Source organism: Bacillus mobilis (assembly GCF_001884045.1).
GTDB lineage: Bacteria > Bacillota > Bacilli > Bacillales > Bacillaceae_G > Bacillus_A > Bacillus_A mobilis.
In genome coordinates this window covers 1-17,598 of the sequence record NZ_MACF01000103.1, presented here as the reverse complement: position 1 = coordinate 17,598, position 17,598 = coordinate 1, and the positions used below count along the sequence as shown (strand labels likewise).

Here is a 17,598-nt window from a genome sequence, read left to right as displayed (position 1 = left end):
TTATATAAACAAGCCGACAATTATATCAATTACTTTAATTCCAATGAATGGTACAATCACTCCGCCAAGCCCATAAATAAGTAGGTTTCGTCCCAGTAGTGCATTCGAACTCATCGGTTTATATGCGATACCTTTCATCGCCAATGGAATAAGTAACGGAATAATAACAGCGTTAAATATTAATGCTGATAAAATCGCTGACAGCGGTGATGTTAATTTCATAATGTTTAATGCTTCCATTTGCGGAATCGCAAGTGTAAACATCGCTGGAATGATGGCGAAATATTTCGCGATATCATTCGCAATACTAAACGTCGTTAACGCACCACGCGTCATTAACAATTGCTTACCGATTCCTACAACCTCAATAATTTTTGTCGGGTTCGAATCTAAATCAATCATATTCGCTGCTTCTTTCGCAGCTGTCGTCCCACTATTCATCGCTAATCCAACGTCAGCCTGCGCTAGTGCCGGAGCATCATTTGTACCATCACCTGTCATCGCTACAAGTTTCCCTTTATCTTGCTCTGCTTTAATAACCGCAATTTTATCTTCTGGTTTACACTCAGCAACAAATTCATCTACCCCTGCTTCTTTTGCAATGGTTGCTGCTGTCAATGGGTTATCACCCGTACACATAACCGTTTTAATCCCCATTTGACGCAATTGTTCAAAACGCTCACGCATACCTGGCTTTACTGTATCCTTTAAATAAATTAAACCGTAAACACGATTATCCACAGCAACGACAAGGGGTGTTCCGCCCTCTTTGGAAATGGAATCTGCTTTTTGATTTACATCTTTCGGAATCGTTCCGCCTTGTGACCTAACCCATTCAATAACAGCACCAACAGCACCTTTTCTCACTTTCGTTCCATCCTGTAAATCGACACCACTCATTCTCGTTTCTGCTTTAAATGGAACAAATTCACCTTGTTCTGCAAGTGCTCTATCATATGATAGAGCTTTCGTTTTTACATATTCGATAACAGATCGGCCTTCTGGTGTTTCATCTAAAACAGAACTAATCGCAGCCCATTTTCCTACTTGCTCAATCGTTTCATTACCTACAGGAAGCAGTGTATGTGCCATCCGGTTCCCGAAAGTAATCGTACCTGTTTTATCTAAAATAATTGTATTAATATCACCCGCAGCTTCTACCGCTTTCCCTGACATTGCTAATACATTGAACTTTGTCACTCGGTCCATCCCAGCAATACCAATCGCTGATAATAACCCACCAATTGTCGTTGGAATTAAACAAACTAACAACGCAACAAGTACAGCTGTATCAATTTGAAATCCTAAATAGTTTGTAAAAATCGGTAACGTCACAACAACGATTAAGAAAATAAGGGTTAAGCTCGTTAATACTGTATTTAAAGCAATCTCATTCGGCGTTTTTTGACGAGCAGCCCCTTCTACTAACGAAATCATTTTATCGATAAATGATTCACCTGGATTACTCGTAATGACAATCGTAATTTCATCACTGACGACCATCGTACCACCTGTTACGGAACAAAAGTCACCGCCCGCTTCTTTTATAACAGGAGCGGATTCCCCTGTAATCGCAGATTCATCAACAGACGCTAATCCTTTTATGACTTCCCCATCACTTGGAATCATTTCTCCTTGTTTTACAATAACAACGTCACCTTTTCCCAGATCAGTTGCTGAAACTTGAACAATATCTCCATTTTCTTTTACAACATTTGCAAACACATCTTTCTTCGATTGTTTTAAAGAATCGGCTTGCGCTTTCCCCCGTCCTTCCGCTAACGCCTCTGCAAAGTTAGCAAATAAAACTGTAAATAAGAGAATGAGAGAAACTGTTATATTAAACCATCCTGGTACACTACTAGAATGACTTGGAAGAAAAGATAAAATGAACGTAATGATAAATCCAATTTCTACAACGAACATAATCGGATTCTTTATCATGACTTTCGGATTCAATTTCGCAAAGGATTGCTTCATCGCGTGTTTCACGATATCACGATCCATCGTTTTCGCTTGTCTAACTTCATCTTCTACAGCATGTATTTGTGACTCATTTACTCTTTTTTCTTTTACTACTACCGGTCTCATCATTTACCCTCCATTACTTCAATGTAAGAAATTCTGCAATTGGGCCAAGTACTAACATCGGGAAAAATGTTAATGCACCGACAATTACAATCGTTCCGATGAAAATGCCACCAAATAAACTATTATCCGTACGGAATGTCCCGACTGTTTCTGGTACTACCGTCTTTTCTTTCAATGAAGCTGCAACAGCTAGCATCGTAATTAAACTGAAATAGCGGCCTAAAAACATAACTAAACCAGTTGTAATATTCCAAAACGGTGTATTATCCGCTAATCCTTCAAATCCAGATCCATTATTCGCAGCTGACGATGTATATTCATATACCACTTGCGTCAAACCGTGGAAACCGGAATGAGAAATAGCATCCGTTCCTAAATTTGTTGAAAGAGCTAATGCTGAAAATCCTAAAATAAGCAGTGGATGAAATAGTATTGTTACCGCAATTAATTTCATTTCCTTACCTTCAATTTTCTTACCTAAAAACTCTGGTGTCCGTCCAACCATCAATCCAGATATAAAGACTGCGATAATCGCATACATAATAATGTTCACAAAGCCTGCTCCAACGCCGCCGTATACTGTATTTAACATCATATTTACGAGTGGTACTAACCCGCCAATTGGTGTTAACGTATCATGCATCGTATTAACAGCACCTGTTTCGGCAGCTGTCGTTACTGTCGCATAAAGAGAAGAAAATACTGTTCCAAATCGAACTTCTTTTCCTTCCGTACTTCCTTGCACATGCTGAATACCCATTTGATTCAATACTGGATTTCCATGTAATTCAGATGTCGTAATCGTTATAAACCCTAGTAAAAAGACCATGAACAATGATACGAAAAGGATACGTCCTTGCTTTTTATTGCCTACCATTCGTCCGTACGTAAATGGAAGTGCTGTTGGCAGTAACATCATTAGCATCATTTGCAAAATATTACTCATTTGCCCTGGGTTTTCAAAAGGGTGCGTAGAGTTTGCTCCGAAAAACCCACCACCGTTATTTCCAAGTTCTTTAATGGACACGAATGATGCAACAGGTCCGCGTAATATACTCTGCTTTGCGCCTTCAATTGTATGTGCTGTAACCGCCCCATCTAACGTTTGTGGTACACCAAGTGCGACAAAGACTAGTGCCGCAATAAATGCGATAGGAAGAAATACCCTCGTTAAAGCTCTCGTAAAATCAACGAAAAAGTTACCGAGCTCTTTTCCAGCGAGCCCTCTTATAAACGCCATTACAAGTGCTAACGTCGTTGCCGGTGCTGCAAACATTAAAAATGTAATTCCGATTAATTGTGATAAATAAGATAAACCATTTTCACCGCTATAATGCTGTAAGTTTGTATCAGCCATAAAACTAATTGCTGTATTAAAAGCGAGTGTAGGCTCCATTCCTTCAATGTGTGCTGGATTTAATGGCAATACTCCTTGTAGCCTAAAAATGAAATATACGACAACAATCATAAATCCATTTAATAAAACTAATGACAATGCGTACTGTTTCCACGTCTGATTGTATTCTTTTACACCCGTAATTTTAAAAATAAGTTTTTCAAAAGGCCCGAATACTTTATCTAGCTTTTTACTCCCTTGAAAGGCTTTCTCTAAATAAATTCCCGTTGGCTTTGCCACAAGAATAAACAACAGCATTGTAATAACAACTGCGACCCAGATCATAATGAATGACTCCCCCTAATTAAAACTTTTCCGGATTTAATAATGCATACACTAAGTACACCGTAATTGCTCCAACAATAACCGATAAGGCAATCGTCATGATTGCTTCCCTTCTTTCACAACTTTATCTGACCAACTCGCAAGACTTGCCATCGATGCGACTAACACAACAAAAATCCCGATCATTACAACATCTAACATAGATATCCCTCTCTTTTTGTAAAAATTTACCATTAAATTATCAAAAAAAGAACACTAAGCTCTACTTAGTGTTCGAAATGAACAACACAAAGTAAACCTCCTCTCTAAACGCTTACGAGGTTAGCTGTCGGATTCGGGCCTAAAGAGTAGCCCTACTTTCAAAACTGAAAGATTCACCCCAAGTGACGATGCACAAAATTGGTTCCCCCGCTCCATTTCTGGAACTCAGCGATTTTAGGTTTTTTTGGAAATTTTATGAATGATTTATGAGAGTAAATATACTCCTCTATATTTAACTTGTAAAGAGGCAAATTACTGAAAATAAGAAAATATCCATCCATTTAAACGCTTACATTGAGTATTATTAATATTCTTTCATCTGTTTTCTCGTCTTTTCTTTCTTTTTCAAAGAAATAACCTTTTAAATACGAAATAAAAAGAGCGAATGACATGAAGTGCATAGCTTGTTGCACTTCGCATTCGCTCTTTTTTCACTCACTATTTATTCCCCTCGTAAAAAAGCACGTAAATTTCTCCCGCGAATATAAACTTGTGACAATTCTGCATGTAGTTGCTCATATTCGATAACATCTGTTTTTAAATATAAAGCGTCTTTTGATGGCAATATGATATAGGGCCTTGGAAAAATAGGATCGAGCACCACCAATTCTTGAACTCGCTCTACCGATACTGCCCAACGATTCGCTATATCTCCTAATAACAACACTTTCATCTTCTTTTCCCCCGCCCTATTCAAAAAATAAAAAAGAAATATTATCACAATTCGTAAACACGACAAATGTAGCTCCCATTATTTCATAGAGCCTCGCTGGATATCGTTTATTCCTTGTAACAACAGTAATAGGTGCTTGAAAAGAAAAGCGAATGTGTTCTGTGAAGAAGCTAACGATTGGAAGCTCATCACCTAGTAAAATCACCTTTTTAATACACTCACAAATACTAGTAAAATCCTGCTCCTTACTACAACTATACGTCCAATCAAATCCACAATCCCTAACTTCATCCGCTATTTCTTCATTTGCTGTAAAGATGATTAACTCATGTTGAAATGCTACTAAATCTCTTAAACTATTTACCTTGCTTTCTTCTCCAACACAAATAAGTGTTAGCTCCATGTACCTCATCCTCCTTAGCATAAAAGAACACAAACATAGATTGATATTCCCCTATACTAATCAGATCGATGAAGTGATGTATCCATCATGGCACCGCCCTCTCTCAAGACGCTTACGAAGTTAGCTGTCGGATTCGGACTTTGAGAGTAGCCCTACTTTCAAAATTGAAAGATTCACCCCTAGTGACACTGCACAAATTGGTTCCTCCGCTCCTTATATTTGGACTCAGCGTATTACAAAAAATATATTCTGGCTGATATATTACTCCTGTATTTGGAAAAAGTAAACAGAAAAAAAGCCAGTTAACAAACTGGCTTCTCATTTCTTTATACACGTGTATTATTCATCTTATATGCAAAATGATTCGTCGGTCCATGACCACTTCCAATATTCAATGGCTCTTCAATTGCTATACTAATAAATCGTTTTGCTTCTTGAACTGCCTCTTCAATGGAGTAGCCTTTCGCAAGTCCTGCAGTAACCGCTGAAGCAAATGTGCACCCGCTTCCGTGCGTTTGCTTTGAAGGAATTCGTTCACTTCTAAATTCGACAAATTGCTCACCATCAAAGAGTAAGTCAATTACTTCATTACCTTGATATTCTGCATGTCCACCCTTCATAAGCACGTATTTCGCACCTAATTCATGCAGTACTTTCGCAGCTTCCTTACTATCTTCAACATTATGAATCTCCATCCCAGTTAGCACTTCTGCTTCAGGAACATTCGGTGTTACAACCGTTGCTACTGGTAATAAATATTCTTTTAATGCTTGTACTGCTTCTTGTTGTAATAATGATGCACCGCCCTTAGCAATCATAACAGGGTCTAGTACAATATTATTCCAGCCAAATTTATTAATATGTTCTGCTACAATTTGAATAATTTCGCTGCTAAATAACATTCCTAGTTTCACAGCATCTGGTGTTAAATCCGTACCAATTGAATTCAACTGTTCCGTAATACCTTCTAACGGAACTGGGTATACCCCTTGAACGCCAAGCGTGTTTTGAGCAGTAATTGCCGTAATAGCTGTCATCCCGTACACACCAAGCTCTTGGAATGTTTTTAAATCCGCTTGAATACCGGCACCGCCGCCGCTATCAGATCCTGCAATTGTTAAAGCTTTATTTACTTTCATCCCACTCATCCTTTTCTATCCAAAATAGCGATGATAAATCGTTTTTGCTTCGCTTATATCTTTCGTTCCATGTACAAGTACACGTCCATCTTTGAAAGCAACTAATCTCTTTTCTTCCACCGAAAATGATAATAAATATGGATTTACATTTAAATCATTCACACGATCGTTCAGCAGCTCTTTGTATCGTTCAAAATCCATTTCTTCTTTATGAGGTGGTCTAATTTGAACTGTATTTCTCCCGCATAAAACTGCTGTTTTCGATGTGTTTTCTTTATTTAAATACGGGTATATCGCATTCTCTCCACACGAAGGACAATTATTCTTACGAAGCTTTTGCACATTCATACATGAATATTCATTCTTCCATACATCAAACGACACAAGCCCATCTCGAAGTGATTCGTAATCTTCCACTAACAATTTAAGAGCTTCCGTAACTTGATGAGAAACGACGAGAGATACAGCAGGAGATATAATGCCCGCTGTATCACATGTCGCTCCGCCAAGCGGAATCGATTGTAATAAACAAGATAAACATGGCGTTTTACTAGGAAGAATTGTGTAAGAAAGGCCGTAACTCCCTACACATGCTCCGTAAATCCATGGAATAGAATATTTTTGCGCTATATCATTCACAATGAAACGCGTTTCGAAATTATCAGTTGCATCAATAATTACATGAACGTTTGTAACGAGTTCTTCTAATTCCTCAGCTGTTACATCTTGAACGAGAGCTTCTATTCTTACTTCACGATTGATCTCTTCTAGACGTTTTTTTGCCGCTACAGCCTTCGGAAGATTATTTTCCACATCACTCTCTGCATACAATTGCTGCCTTTGTAAATTACTCCAATCGACATAATCTCGGTCAACAATTGTTACTGTGCCAACACCAGCTCTTACAAACATCTCTGCATTTACACTACCTAATGCACCTGCACCGATAATGAGTACGTGCTTTTCTCTTATCTTTCGTTGCCCCTCTTCTCCAATTGGAGAGAATAATTCTTGGCGAGAATATCGATTATTCAACTACGCTCATTCCTTCTAAAGGACTACTTGCTGTTGCACAACGTTTACGTGCAATACGACCTGCTTCAAAGCCAATTCGCCCTGCCTCGATACCTAATTTCATTGCGTATGCCATCTTAATTGGATCTTTTGCTCCCGACACAGCCGTATTTAATAACACACCATCCGCTCCTAATTCCATCGCAAATGCCGCATCAGCTGGACTACCAATACCAGCGTCAACGATAACTGGTACTGTCGCTTGTTCAATAATGAAGCTTAAATTTAACGGATTCACAATACCAAGCCCTGAACCGATTGGTGATGCCCCTGGCATAATTGCATGCACACCTAGTTCTTGTAATTTACGTGCTAATACAACATCATCAGATGTATACGGAAGAACGATAAACCCTTCTTCTAGTAACATTTCAGATGCCTTTAACGTTTCTACTGGATCAGGTAATAACGTTCTATCATCACCAATAACTTCTACTTTGATCATGTCGCAAAGCCCCGAAGCTTTTGCTAACTTTGCAATACGAACCGCTTCTTCAGCATTTTTTGCTCCAGCTGTATTCGGTAATAACTTATATTTTTTCACATCAAGTTTCTCTAATAAATTAGGCTGCTTTGCATCAAATATATCCATACGACGTACTGCGAACGTTAAAACCTCCGCCTCAGATACATCAATTGCCTTTTGCTGCACATCAAAATCAGGGAATTTTCCTGTTCCTAATAAAAGTCTAGAATGAAATGAAAATGGTCCAATGTTTAACATAATCAACCGCCTCCTACGAAAGTTACAATCTCAATTTGGTCTCCATCAAAAACAGATGTATCTGTATGATCATCTTTTTGTAAAATATCTTTATTACGCTCTACTACAACAATTCTGTTTTCTAACTCTAAATGTGTAAGTAGCTCTGCTACTGTTTTTACACTCTCTGGCACTTCAATTTGATTACCATTAATTTTCAAATTCAAACTTCCAGCCCCTTTCTAAACTGTTTTAGAAAGCAATGAATCTAGCAAGTGATTCTCCTGCTTTCCTTCTATTAAATCCGCCATATACTGACCAGAAACGGGACTTAATAAAATACCGTTTCGATAATGCCCAGTACAAGCATATAAACCTTTTATCTCTTCATGCTCTCCCATATAAGGAGCTTCGTGATTCGATTGTGGCCTTAACCCTGCCCATGTGCTTTCCCACTCTGCTTCTTTTAAAGCTGGTAATATCGTATACGCGCGCTCTAATATAGAAGTAATACTTTCCGGTTGCACAGTTTTATTAAACGTATGAGGCTTCATCGTTGCTCCAATTACGTAACGTCCGCCGCGCTTTGGTGCAATGTAAAATCTTTCTTGGAAAATAGGAGCCTTTAAAAGTTGGTTTCTACTTCTTACCGCTACTACTTCTCCTTTAACTGGATATGTACCCCATTCGTGGTGAAAATGACTCAGTAACTTCGTGCTCCATGAACCACCCGCAATAACAACTTTTTCACATGTGATACTACCTTCGCTCGTCACAACCCCATTCACTTTATTATTTTCAATACGAATATCAAAAACTTCTGTCTGTTCATATATATCAGCACCCGAAAATGATGCAGAATGTGCGAATGCTTTCGTAAGCTCTGGTGCAATAACATGACCATCTTTCGGATAATATACAGCACCTATAATTGACTCAGAAAGAAATGGTTCTTTCTCTCGTAAACGATCTCCCGTTAGAAAATAAGAATCTTCACCAGTTTTCTGCTGCCAATCCATAATGTGAAGAATTCTTTCCTTCTCCTCTTCATTTTGAGCAATACGATAAATGCCTTTCTCTTCATACCCAATATCGATGCCTGTTTTTTCACGTAAAACTTCTGCAAGTTGTGGAAATATAGCACGGCTTTCTCTTGCAAGTTCAAATAGTGGGTCATATGCATCCCATTCTGCCTGAACCCCAAGTAAACCAGCGGCTGCTTTCGAGGCTTCAGATGCAATTCTTTGCTTCTCTATAATCGCCACTTTATGTCCTCTTTCTGCCAGAAAATGTGCAACTGAACTACCAATTACACCACCGCCAATTATCGCTACATCATACTTCTTACACATGTTTTTCCGCCCACTTTCTTATTGATTCCTTATAAGATTTCGCTTTGCTATACGGGTTACTACTACTTATAATTCCAGACATAACAGCAATACCACTGACGCCGTTAGTAAGAACATCCCTGGTGTTTTCTATGGTAATTCCGCCAATTGCTGTAATTGGTATGGATAAACACTTTGCAATGTCTGAAACCTCTTCAAGCCCTCTCGCTGGCACGCCTTTTTTACAATCTGTCGGAAATACATGACCATAGACGAGTGAATCCGCTCCATTCTTAAATGCATCGATCGCCTCTTCTAAAGAATGCACAGAATAACCGACATGCAAATAAGAAAACTTTTCTTTCACTGACCTTACATTTGCACTTCGATATCCTAGCTGTACACGCGGAATGTTTAATAAAATAGCAATATCAATTCGATCATTTATCACTATTTTTGATGCCGGAAAGCCTTTTTTCAAAAGGCTTTCCACACCTTCATACAATTCCTTCGTACTTTTCTCACGCTCACGAATATGCAAATAATCAATCTCACTTTCAATTTGCATCGCTGCACTCACTAACTCTTCGAATGACATGTGACCATTTGAGATTACATGAAGCTCATTTTTCATATTCATTCGCCTACTTTAAAATGTTTTCGAATAACTCATCGGTCGGAACGATTTCTTTCGTCATACCTTTATCCTTCAGCCATTTATTTTGTTTCTCCCATGATTCTTTTGAATCCGATAAGAATGGCTCATCTTTCGTTTCCATCTTCTCTAATAAAATTTTCATACTTTCTTTTTCAACTTCTGGTACAAGTGGGAAGTTTTCTTTTTCTTGATGATTTAATAAAATATTTAATGCTTCATCTGGATTTTTCTTCATGAAATCATAGCCTTTTTTCGTACCACGTAAGAATGCTTGCAACGCTTCTTTATCTTTTTTCAACGTTTTATCACCTGTTACAAATACAAGCTCATGGTAATTCGGTACACCGTAATCAGCTGGATTAAAGTATGCTGGTTCATGACCTTCATGACGCATAACAGGTACTTCATGGTTAATGTATGCCCCCGTTACCGCATCCACTTTTTTCGTAATTAATGCCGGTACTAAATCAAAGCCCACATCGACTACTTTCACTGTATCTGGATTACCACCAGCTTCTTTTACCATCGTTTTTAAATACATCTCACTTAAAGGTGTTCCAGAATATCCAACTGTTTTCCCCTCTAAATCTTTCGGCGATTGAATGCCTGCTGATTTCAGCGATACAACATGATTTAATGGTGAACGTACGACAGCTCCAATTGATTTCACTGGAATTTGTTCATTTGCTTTTGCCATGACAACATCAGGCTGATAATATAAGCCCACTGTTACTTTTCCTGCAGCTGCTAAAGTTAATGGGTCAGTCGGATTAGAAGGGAATTTAATATTCACCTTTACTCCTTCTTCTTTAAAGTATCCTTTTTCAATTGCCGCATAAATAAAGCTATGTACCGCATTTGGGTACCAATCAAGCATGACCGTTATTTCTTTTTCTTTTTTACTCTTATCTGATGCTGAATTACTAGAACATCCAGCAATCATTGCAACTAATAATGTAAACACAAAGATGCGTTTTAAAAATTTCATGAATGCTTCCTCCAACTAATGAATTTCTTTTCTAATACCGAAATAAGTATGACGAAGAAAATAGCTAATAATGATAACAATACAATGGGCGCAAATACACCTGCTCCGTCTAACTGCGTCATCATTCTTTTACTGAAATATCCAAGCCCAGCTTGTGCACCGAGCCATTCACCAATTGCTGCCCCAATTACACTAAGCGGAACTGCAATTTTTAAAGCTGAGAAGAAATAAGGAAGAGCAGACGGCAATTTTAATTTAAGAAAAACATCTTTTTTCGTCGCCCCGTACGTAACTAAAAGCTCTTCCCATTCTTTTTTCGTACTGCGTAGTCCATCATACGTATTGACCGCAATTGGGAAAAACGTAATTAAAACCGTAACAACAACCTTACTCCAGATCGTATATCCAAACCATAAAACGAAAAGTGGGGCAAGCGCTGTAATCGGAATCGTTTGTGAAGCAACTAATAATGGATAAAATGCTCTCTCCATCCAATTACTCGCATTCATTAACATCGCTAGCCCTACCCCAAGTACGATAGAAATAGCTATCCCTATTAAAACGACGTACAATGTTGCTGGCAAATGAACCGTGAATAATATATCTTTTAGTTTCCATATCTTCATTACAATTGCAGACGGTGACGGTAAAATGTACATTTCATCTACGATTCTTGCTCCTACTTCCCAAAAGGCAAGTAAAATGCTAGAAAGTGTAAAAGCAGGTAATAGCTCCTTCAACCGGTTCATCATACGAGTACCTGCCTTTGTAACATACTAAGAAGCTCATCTTTAAGCGCTAACACTTCCGGCTTATATAAATCTTTTCTTGTTCGATTACGATCAAGTGGTACAACCCTCTCGGTTAAAGTAGTTATCGGTTGCTGCTCTACTACTAAAATTCGATTAGAAAGAAACAACGCTTCTTCCACATCATGAGTGATAAATAAAATTGTTTTTTCCCACTCTTTCCATTGTTCAAACAGCCATTCTTGCAAAGATGCCTTCGTTAAAGCATCCAACGCGCTAAACGGTTCATCCAACAACAATATCTCCCCGCCTGTTAATAAAGTTCGAATGAAAGATACGCGTTGCCTCATACCTCCAGATAAATCTTTCGGATATTTTGTCTCATACCCTTGTAAGCCAAATTTATGTAACAGTTCCTTTGCCTTTATTTGCGCTTCTTTCTTCTGTACACCTTGGCACTCTAGCGGCAGAGCAGCATTCTCAATAATCGTTCTCCATGGCAGGAGCATGTCTTTTTGGGGCATATACCCTACAGGATGGCTCTTTGTTTCTGTCAGTTCTATCTGTCCAGTACTCGCTTCTTCTAAACCTGTAATAAGGCGAAATAAAGTACTTTTCCCGCATCCACTCGGTCCGATAATACTTACAAACTCTTTATCTTGTATAGAAGCATTTAATTCATTGATGATTGGTTTCTCATCATAATGAAAAGAAACATTATGAAACTGTAGTATGTTCTTGCTCCTCAAATCCCCACATCTCCTTACGATAGGACATATCCCAGAATAAATATTCAAATCGACTGGAATATAGGAAAATCTCCTCTAATCGATCTAGCTCTTTTTCAGACTTTCCAACTGCCATTTCATTTAATAAATCTATTAACCAAATACAAAGGTTACCGTATTCTTCAGAACTATATCCTTGAATCCACTCACCAAAGAACTCATGATCTCTTGCTCCAGGTATATCATTTAAACGCTTTCCAATTTCCCAATAGCTCCACATACATGGAAGAAGTGCTGCTATTAATTCTGCAAGTGTGCCATTTTGAGATACGGACATCATGTAATTTGTATAAGCTAAATTTTTAGCAGATGGTTTTGCTGACTCTATCTCCTCTATAGAAATTCCAAGTCTTTTTGCATACTGTTTATGGATTGTCATTTCTCCATTTAATATGCCATCAATTTGTTCAGCAAATTTCCCCATTACTTGTGGATTCGTTGCCTTTACAACACCAATCGCATACAGCTTTGCATAATCTAACAAATATAAATAATCTTGAATAATGTAATACTGAAACTTATCTTTTTCTAACGTGCCATCCCCCATACCTACTACAAACGGATGATTATGACTCATCTCCCAAACTGGTTGTACAGTTTCTAATAATCTATCGCAAAATTTCATTTCCCTATCCCCTTCCGGTATGTGTATGTAAATAAAAAACCACTTCTAAATAAGAAGTGGTTACAGCAAATAAAATTATAATTTATTCGTTGCTCCACTTCCCTTCGCTAGTATTACCTAGATCAGGTGTTATAAGGGTTAAGGATTATTCCTCTCTCAGCACAACAAGCACCCCTAGTGGTTTCAATATGAAATTTTCAAACAAAAAAGCCCCGTTTCTATACGCAAAGAAACGGGGACTCATTATTAGTGTCCGAATTGCTTCCCTACGCTAGCATAATCTAGATCAGGTAATGAAAAGGATCAAAGGCTTACGGCCTACTCTCAGCTGGCAACACCAGCTCTCCTAGCAAACTATGAAATTAACACTGTCAGTATAACATCGTAATAAGACATCATCAACTGTTTTAATTTTCTCAATTGTCAACAAAATAATAAAACTATATAATACTTATATTCTATCTTAGAAATTATTATCCTAATTAATTGGATAAAAAGGAATCATTATCCTCAAAAAATTTATTTTTATATTGATTTCATATTACATTTATGTGAATACACCCACTATATTATATCTTTATACTATAATAAAATTACAACTATACAACTAGAGGAGGTCTCTATTATATGAATATGAAAGCTACTGCTTTAACAGCAACTACTGTCGCAATTGCCTCTTTACTTCCTTCTATGGGAGAAACAAACGTACAAACAGCCAACGCTGAACAATTGTCTAATGTGAAAACTGGATATGTCAAAGTCGATCAAGTATCCTTACATACAAAAGATAACGCAAATAGCTCTTCAATTGATACAATTCGCTTTAATACGAAAGTGAACATACTTGAAACAACTAATGGCTGGTATAAAGTATCTGTTAATAATAAAGTAGGTTACGTACAAAAAGATGCTATTCTACTAAAAAACAAACTTCAATCTAATAATCAATACATCGTTAATGCCAATGCATTAAACGTTCGTTCTGAACCTAATTTAGAATCTTCAATTTTAGATGTATTACCAAATGGGAAATTCGTTACCATTCAAGAAGAACAAGGCGAGTGGTATAAAATTTTACATAATGGCACAACCGGTTACGTACAAAAAGCGTTCGTGTCTAATGGTTCACATCCTTTAGTAAAAGGCATCACAGTTCAAAATAATACGAAATACACAGTTGCAACACCTAAACTTAATGTACGTAGCAACGCTAGTACAAGTAGTGCACTACTTGGTTCATTACAAAATGGTACACAAGTACAAGTAGTCGAAACTGTAGGAACTTGGTATAAAATTCGCTTTGGTACAGGATACGGATACGTGGCAAAACATTATGTAGTGCAAAATCAAACGCAATCACAGGCTCAAACGGCTCAACCTACTTCCATTCCAGCAGTTTTCAAATTCCCTACTCAAGGAAGAATTAGCTCAACCTTTGATATGCGCTGGGAACAAATGCATTATGGTATAGATATCGCAGCTCAAGGTACTGTCTCTATCCAAGCGGCAGCTGCAGGTAAAGTGGTGAAATCATATTATTCAGCTAGCTATGGCAATGTTGTGTTCATCGCCCATCAAATAAACGGGAAATTATATACAACAGTCTATGCTCACATGAACGATCGCACTGTACAAGCTGGTGATCAAGTTCAAGCTGGACAATTAGTAGGTCATATGGGAAACACAGGTCATTCATACGGGCAACATCTTCATTTTGAATTACACAATGGAGAATGGAATTTCGAAAAAACAAATGCAGTAAACCCACTGCCATATTTAGTTAGGTAAATTGTATGCCACGCAATATCAATATACCTCTCTTAATTGAATACTTAGCCTTTCTAGGTTTAATCTGTTGTTTAATCATTTACAATACAAACACTGTATTTTTATCTATTATCATTGCTTTTGTTGCTTTAGAAATTATGATGGAATCTTTTCAAGTACAATTTAAACAAAAAATTGCCCATATATATAATGCCATCTTTCTATTAAGTGCCCTAATAACAAATATTATTAGTAATGGTTTTTATTTATCTACCGTATTTCCTGTATTCTTTATGGCTATTTTATTATTCATAGCTAGGTACATTCATGTTCCTAAAAACAAAAAACACGAACAAGAAGCTTAGAAAGAGGAGACACTGTGTACCAATCTTTCAAAGATAATCCGATAAAATATATATCGAATTTATACACGAAAATAAATACTTTTTTTGGTATACAAGGAAGCAATACGGCACAATTTCTCCTTTATGGAATGTTATTTCTCGTCTTAATTGCGTTCTCCTTGCTTTACTAATAAAAAAAGGATCTCACATAAACTTGAGATCCTTTTTAATTTATATAAATTTTTTATATAGAAACTGCTCTTTATCCACAAGCATATTTTTCATAAATAAAGCTAAGATTATATTTCTTCTCTAAGCTCATTCTTTGTTCATCATCGCACCAATAGAACAGAATGTCATGAATCGTTGCATAACGCTTATTTTTAAGAAATAGTTTAAAGAATGATGGTAAACAATCATGTAATTGTATAAATATATAATTGCGTAATATTTCTTCTTTATATTCAATGCCCTTACAAATATACAGTAATTCTTCACAATAATATGCATGTTGTGGAACTTGAATCATTTCGAAAAATGGCACATATGATAATAACTTCCCAATAAAATGATCATATCGATCCATTATTCCTATCGTCATATGCTCCATCATTTCTTTCATTACATATAAATAATCATCTACATGAGTAGTCTTAAGTGGGTCTAATCGATCTGAAATTTGAGAAAGTACAGCTCTTTGACAAGCTAACACCGCTTGACTAGGTCCATAATATGATAGGAAGTCTGTACACTTACGATATTTTCGTAATAAGTCATGTGTATATAAGTCATACACGAAAGTATTACAATACATCGCTAGACTCATCATATCACTATTTAATTGCTCTTTTGATAGTAATTTAGCTCTCTTACACATATAAAAGAATGTAAATTCCAATACTTCTTTATGGGATAATAGATGCTTACAATCCGTTATACATTTCTCATTAAATTTAACTCTATCCCAAATTTCTACATCCCCATCAGTCAATTCACCAATACGATATTTAATAATTAAATAGTTTAAAGCGACCGCTTGCGTCAAAAGATCCCACGTTTCATATTCCAATGAAGTGTGAACAAACTCAGCTAGTCCTTGATTTACCATAAAAGTATTTGCTTCTTCATACCAACCAATCTCTTGGCATAAGCGAAGAATACGTACTAGAGTTGGAATTTCATCTTTATGAAACTGCGGTAAATTCTTTGCTTTATTCATTCCATATACGATAAATGCCGCTAAATTTTCTTCTTTATAAAATTCTTTTTCTTTCCACACTAATATAGTTCGTTCTTTCCCTTCACCTTTTGGGTGACAAGGTACAAGCAAAGAAAATAATTCAGCGAAATTATTTGGTTCTATATATGTATCTGTAACCAAATTCCAATTTGGATCGCGCTGTACAGCCCTCATATAATTCCCCTTCCCTTTTGTCTACATAGGAAATATTAATCCATTATTACATCATTAATAATAAATATTGTTATATTCGAAATCTTTCATAATACTTATATCTATCAGTATATCATTTTTTCTCTTATTTAAAATTAGGAATGACAAATTTAAAAAAACTGTCGAAATTACTAACTATATACTTATTATATAATGTCTCAGATACATCATGCTAACATATTAGTTTAATCCATATACTAGAATAATGCATCTGATTTTGATACGTAACTTATCCCACTAATAAAAGTCTCTCTTCACTCCGTGTGCTCCGAGATTTCACTTAGAGCAAATCCAGCTTGATCATCTGCCGATTCTTTTATGGCTAAATCACCTAGTGCTAGCATCCCAACAAGTTGACCACTCTCAACTACTGGTAATCGTCTAATTTGATACTGTGCCATTAACTCTGTAGCTTTTTCAATAGAATCATCTGGAGAAACTGAAACAATGTTTGTTGTCATTACATTTGTAATTTTATTAGATCCAGGATGTTTCTCAGCAATCCCACGAACAACTAAATCTCGGTCCGTAACAAGCCCAACAACTTGCTCATTTTCAACAACTGGAATCAATCCAATCGATTCTTCTTTCATCTTTACAGCAGCCTCATATACATTGTCTAACGTTGTACACTGTACAACATGAGTACTCATAAAGTCTCTCACTCGTGTCATTTTTGTCTCCTCCTTTTTATACATACCATAGCTTTTCCTAAATCCCTTTATTTATTTCAGGAAAATCAGCTGATAACGGAGGATTCTACAAAATAAAAAAGAGTCAGCATATTGCTGACTCTTTTTTTTATGACCCGTACGGGATTCGAACCCGTGTTACCGCCGTGAAAGGGCGGTGTCTTAACCACTTGACCAA

At 36.8% G+C, this 17,598-nt stretch carries 21 protein-coding genes and 4 riboswitches; of the genes, 2 read left to right on the top strand and 19 right to left on the bottom strand.

Annotated elements, in window-relative coordinates; all coding sequences use genetic code 11:
* From kdpB to tenA, 17 genes are all read right to left on the bottom strand, one after another.
* Positions 1-2,091, bottom strand: coding sequence for a potassium-transporting ATPase subunit KdpB (gene kdpB, locus BAQ44_RS17170; protein WP_071722521.1), 2,091 nt, complete (start codon positions 2,089-2,091; stop codon positions 1-3).
* 13 nt (positions 2,092-2,104) lie between these two features.
* Positions 2,105-3,772, bottom strand: a complete 1,668-nt coding sequence (kdpA, locus tag BAQ44_RS17165) for a potassium-transporting ATPase subunit KdpA (RefSeq protein ID WP_071722519.1) — start codon at positions 3,770-3,772, stop codon at positions 2,105-2,107.
* Positions 3,773-3,791: 19 nt separating this feature from the next.
* On the bottom strand, positions 3,792-3,872 hold the full coding sequence (gene kdpF, locus BAQ44_RS17160) for a K(+)-transporting ATPase subunit F (RefSeq protein WP_000150657.1): 81 nt from the start codon (positions 3,870-3,872) through the stop codon (positions 3,792-3,794).
* Entirely contained in the window at positions 3,869-3,973 is a 105-nt protein-coding gene (locus BAQ44_RS17155) for a SipW-dependent-type signal peptide-containing protein (RefSeq protein ID WP_000887889.1), read from the bottom strand. Before BAQ44_RS17155 ends, kdpF begins: the two co-directional genes overlap by 4 nt.
* 95 nt (positions 3,974-4,068) lie before the next feature.
* Positions 4,069-4,214: riboswitch (cyclic di-AMP (ydaO/yuaA leader) on the bottom strand.
* 100 nt (positions 4,215-4,314) lie between these two features.
* The gene (locus BAQ44_RS31605; protein ID WP_084669550.1) at positions 4,315-4,446 is read right to left on the bottom strand and encodes a hypothetical protein; all 132 of its coding nucleotides are present in this window, start codon (positions 4,444-4,446) and stop codon (positions 4,315-4,317) included.
* A 29-nt stretch (positions 4,447-4,475) separates the two neighbouring features.
* Positions 4,476-4,706 (bottom strand): hypothetical protein, encoded by a 231-nt coding sequence (locus BAQ44_RS17150; protein ID WP_000866315.1) that lies wholly within the window; start codon positions 4,704-4,706, stop codon positions 4,476-4,478.
* A gap of 16 nt (positions 4,707-4,722) precedes the next feature.
* The gene (locus BAQ44_RS17145; RefSeq protein ID WP_061679173.1) at positions 4,723-5,109 is read right to left on the bottom strand and encodes a hypothetical protein; all 387 of its coding nucleotides are present in this window, start codon (positions 5,107-5,109) and stop codon (positions 4,723-4,725) included.
* Between the two features lie 93 nt (positions 5,110-5,202).
* A riboswitch (cyclic di-AMP (ydaO/yuaA leader) is annotated at positions 5,203-5,350 on the bottom strand.
* 85 nt (positions 5,351-5,435) lie between these two features.
* Entirely contained in the window at positions 5,436-6,257 is an 822-nt protein-coding gene (gene thiD, locus BAQ44_RS17140; RefSeq protein ID WP_098373949.1) for a bifunctional hydroxymethylpyrimidine kinase/phosphomethylpyrimidine kinase, read from the bottom strand.
* A gap of 6 nt (positions 6,258-6,263) precedes the next feature.
* Entirely contained in the window at positions 6,264-7,283 is a 1,020-nt protein-coding gene (locus tag BAQ44_RS17135; protein ID WP_071722518.1) for a thiazole biosynthesis adenylyltransferase ThiF, read from the bottom strand.
* On the bottom strand, positions 7,276-8,046 hold the full coding sequence (thiG, locus tag BAQ44_RS17130; RefSeq protein ID WP_063263448.1) for a thiazole synthase: 771 nt from the start codon (positions 8,044-8,046) through the stop codon (positions 7,276-7,278). Before thiG ends, BAQ44_RS17135 begins: the two co-directional genes overlap by 8 nt.
* Before the next feature lie 2 nt (positions 8,047-8,048).
* The gene (gene thiS, locus BAQ44_RS17125; protein ID WP_001049508.1) at positions 8,049-8,252 is read right to left on the bottom strand and encodes a sulfur carrier protein ThiS; all 204 of its coding nucleotides are present in this window, start codon (positions 8,250-8,252) and stop codon (positions 8,049-8,051) included.
* Positions 8,253-8,267: 15 nt separating this feature from the next.
* Positions 8,268-9,377, bottom strand: a complete 1,110-nt coding sequence (thiO, locus tag BAQ44_RS17120; protein ID WP_071722516.1) for a glycine oxidase ThiO — start codon at positions 9,375-9,377, stop codon at positions 8,268-8,270.
* A complete protein-coding gene (tenI, locus tag BAQ44_RS17115) occupies positions 9,370-9,990 on the bottom strand; it encodes a thiazole tautomerase TenI (protein WP_063263446.1) in 621 nt (206 codons plus the stop codon). Before tenI ends, thiO begins: the two co-directional genes overlap by 8 nt.
* A gap of 10 nt (positions 9,991-10,000) precedes the next feature.
* On the bottom strand, positions 10,001-11,002 hold the full coding sequence (locus tag BAQ44_RS17110) for an ABC transporter substrate-binding protein (RefSeq protein ID WP_071722515.1): 1,002 nt from the start codon (positions 11,000-11,002) through the stop codon (positions 10,001-10,003).
* Positions 10,999-11,751, bottom strand: coding sequence for an ABC transporter permease (locus BAQ44_RS17105; protein ID WP_061679186.1), 753 nt, complete (start codon positions 11,749-11,751; stop codon positions 10,999-11,001). The genes BAQ44_RS17110 and BAQ44_RS17105 overlap by 4 nt, the downstream gene beginning before the upstream one ends.
* Positions 11,751-12,500, bottom strand: a complete 750-nt coding sequence (locus tag BAQ44_RS17100; protein WP_001256807.1) for an ABC transporter ATP-binding protein — start codon at positions 12,498-12,500, stop codon at positions 11,751-11,753. Before BAQ44_RS17100 ends, BAQ44_RS17105 begins: the two co-directional genes overlap by 1 nt.
* A complete protein-coding gene (gene tenA / locus BAQ44_RS17095) occupies positions 12,469-13,164 on the bottom strand; it encodes a thiaminase II (protein ID WP_000666826.1) in 696 nt (231 codons plus the stop codon). Before tenA ends, BAQ44_RS17100 begins: the two co-directional genes overlap by 32 nt.
* A gap of 82 nt (positions 13,165-13,246) precedes the next feature.
* Positions 13,247-13,350: riboswitch (TPP riboswitch) on the bottom strand.
* 60 nt (positions 13,351-13,410) lie between these two features.
* Positions 13,411-13,522, bottom strand: a riboswitch (TPP riboswitch).
* A gap of 269 nt (positions 13,523-13,791) precedes the next feature.
* On the opposite strand from tenA, the gene BAQ44_RS17090 reads away from it, so the two are divergent.
* Together BAQ44_RS17090 and BAQ44_RS17085 are read left to right on the top strand one after the other, a co-directional pair.
* Positions 13,792-14,952, top strand: a complete 1,161-nt coding sequence (locus BAQ44_RS17090; protein ID WP_063263444.1) for an SH3 domain-containing protein — start codon at positions 13,792-13,794, stop codon at positions 14,950-14,952.
* 5 nt (positions 14,953-14,957) lie between these two features.
* Entirely contained in the window at positions 14,958-15,296 is a 339-nt protein-coding gene (locus BAQ44_RS17085) for a hypothetical protein (protein ID WP_063263443.1), read from the top strand.
* A 241-nt stretch (positions 15,297-15,537) separates the two neighbouring features.
* Here the strand turns inward: BAQ44_RS17085 and BAQ44_RS17080 are convergent, their stop codons facing one another.
* Together BAQ44_RS17080 and BAQ44_RS17075 are read right to left on the bottom strand one after the other, a co-directional pair.
* Complete coding sequence (locus tag BAQ44_RS17080) at positions 15,538-16,689, bottom strand: DUF3965 domain-containing protein (RefSeq protein WP_063263442.1); 1,152 nt, start codon at positions 16,687-16,689, stop codon at positions 15,538-15,540.
* Between the two features lie 293 nt (positions 16,690-16,982).
* Complete coding sequence (locus BAQ44_RS17075) at positions 16,983-17,402, bottom strand: CBS domain-containing protein (RefSeq protein WP_063263441.1); 420 nt, start codon at positions 17,400-17,402, stop codon at positions 16,983-16,985.
* Positions 17,403-17,598: the final 196 nt, after the last annotated feature.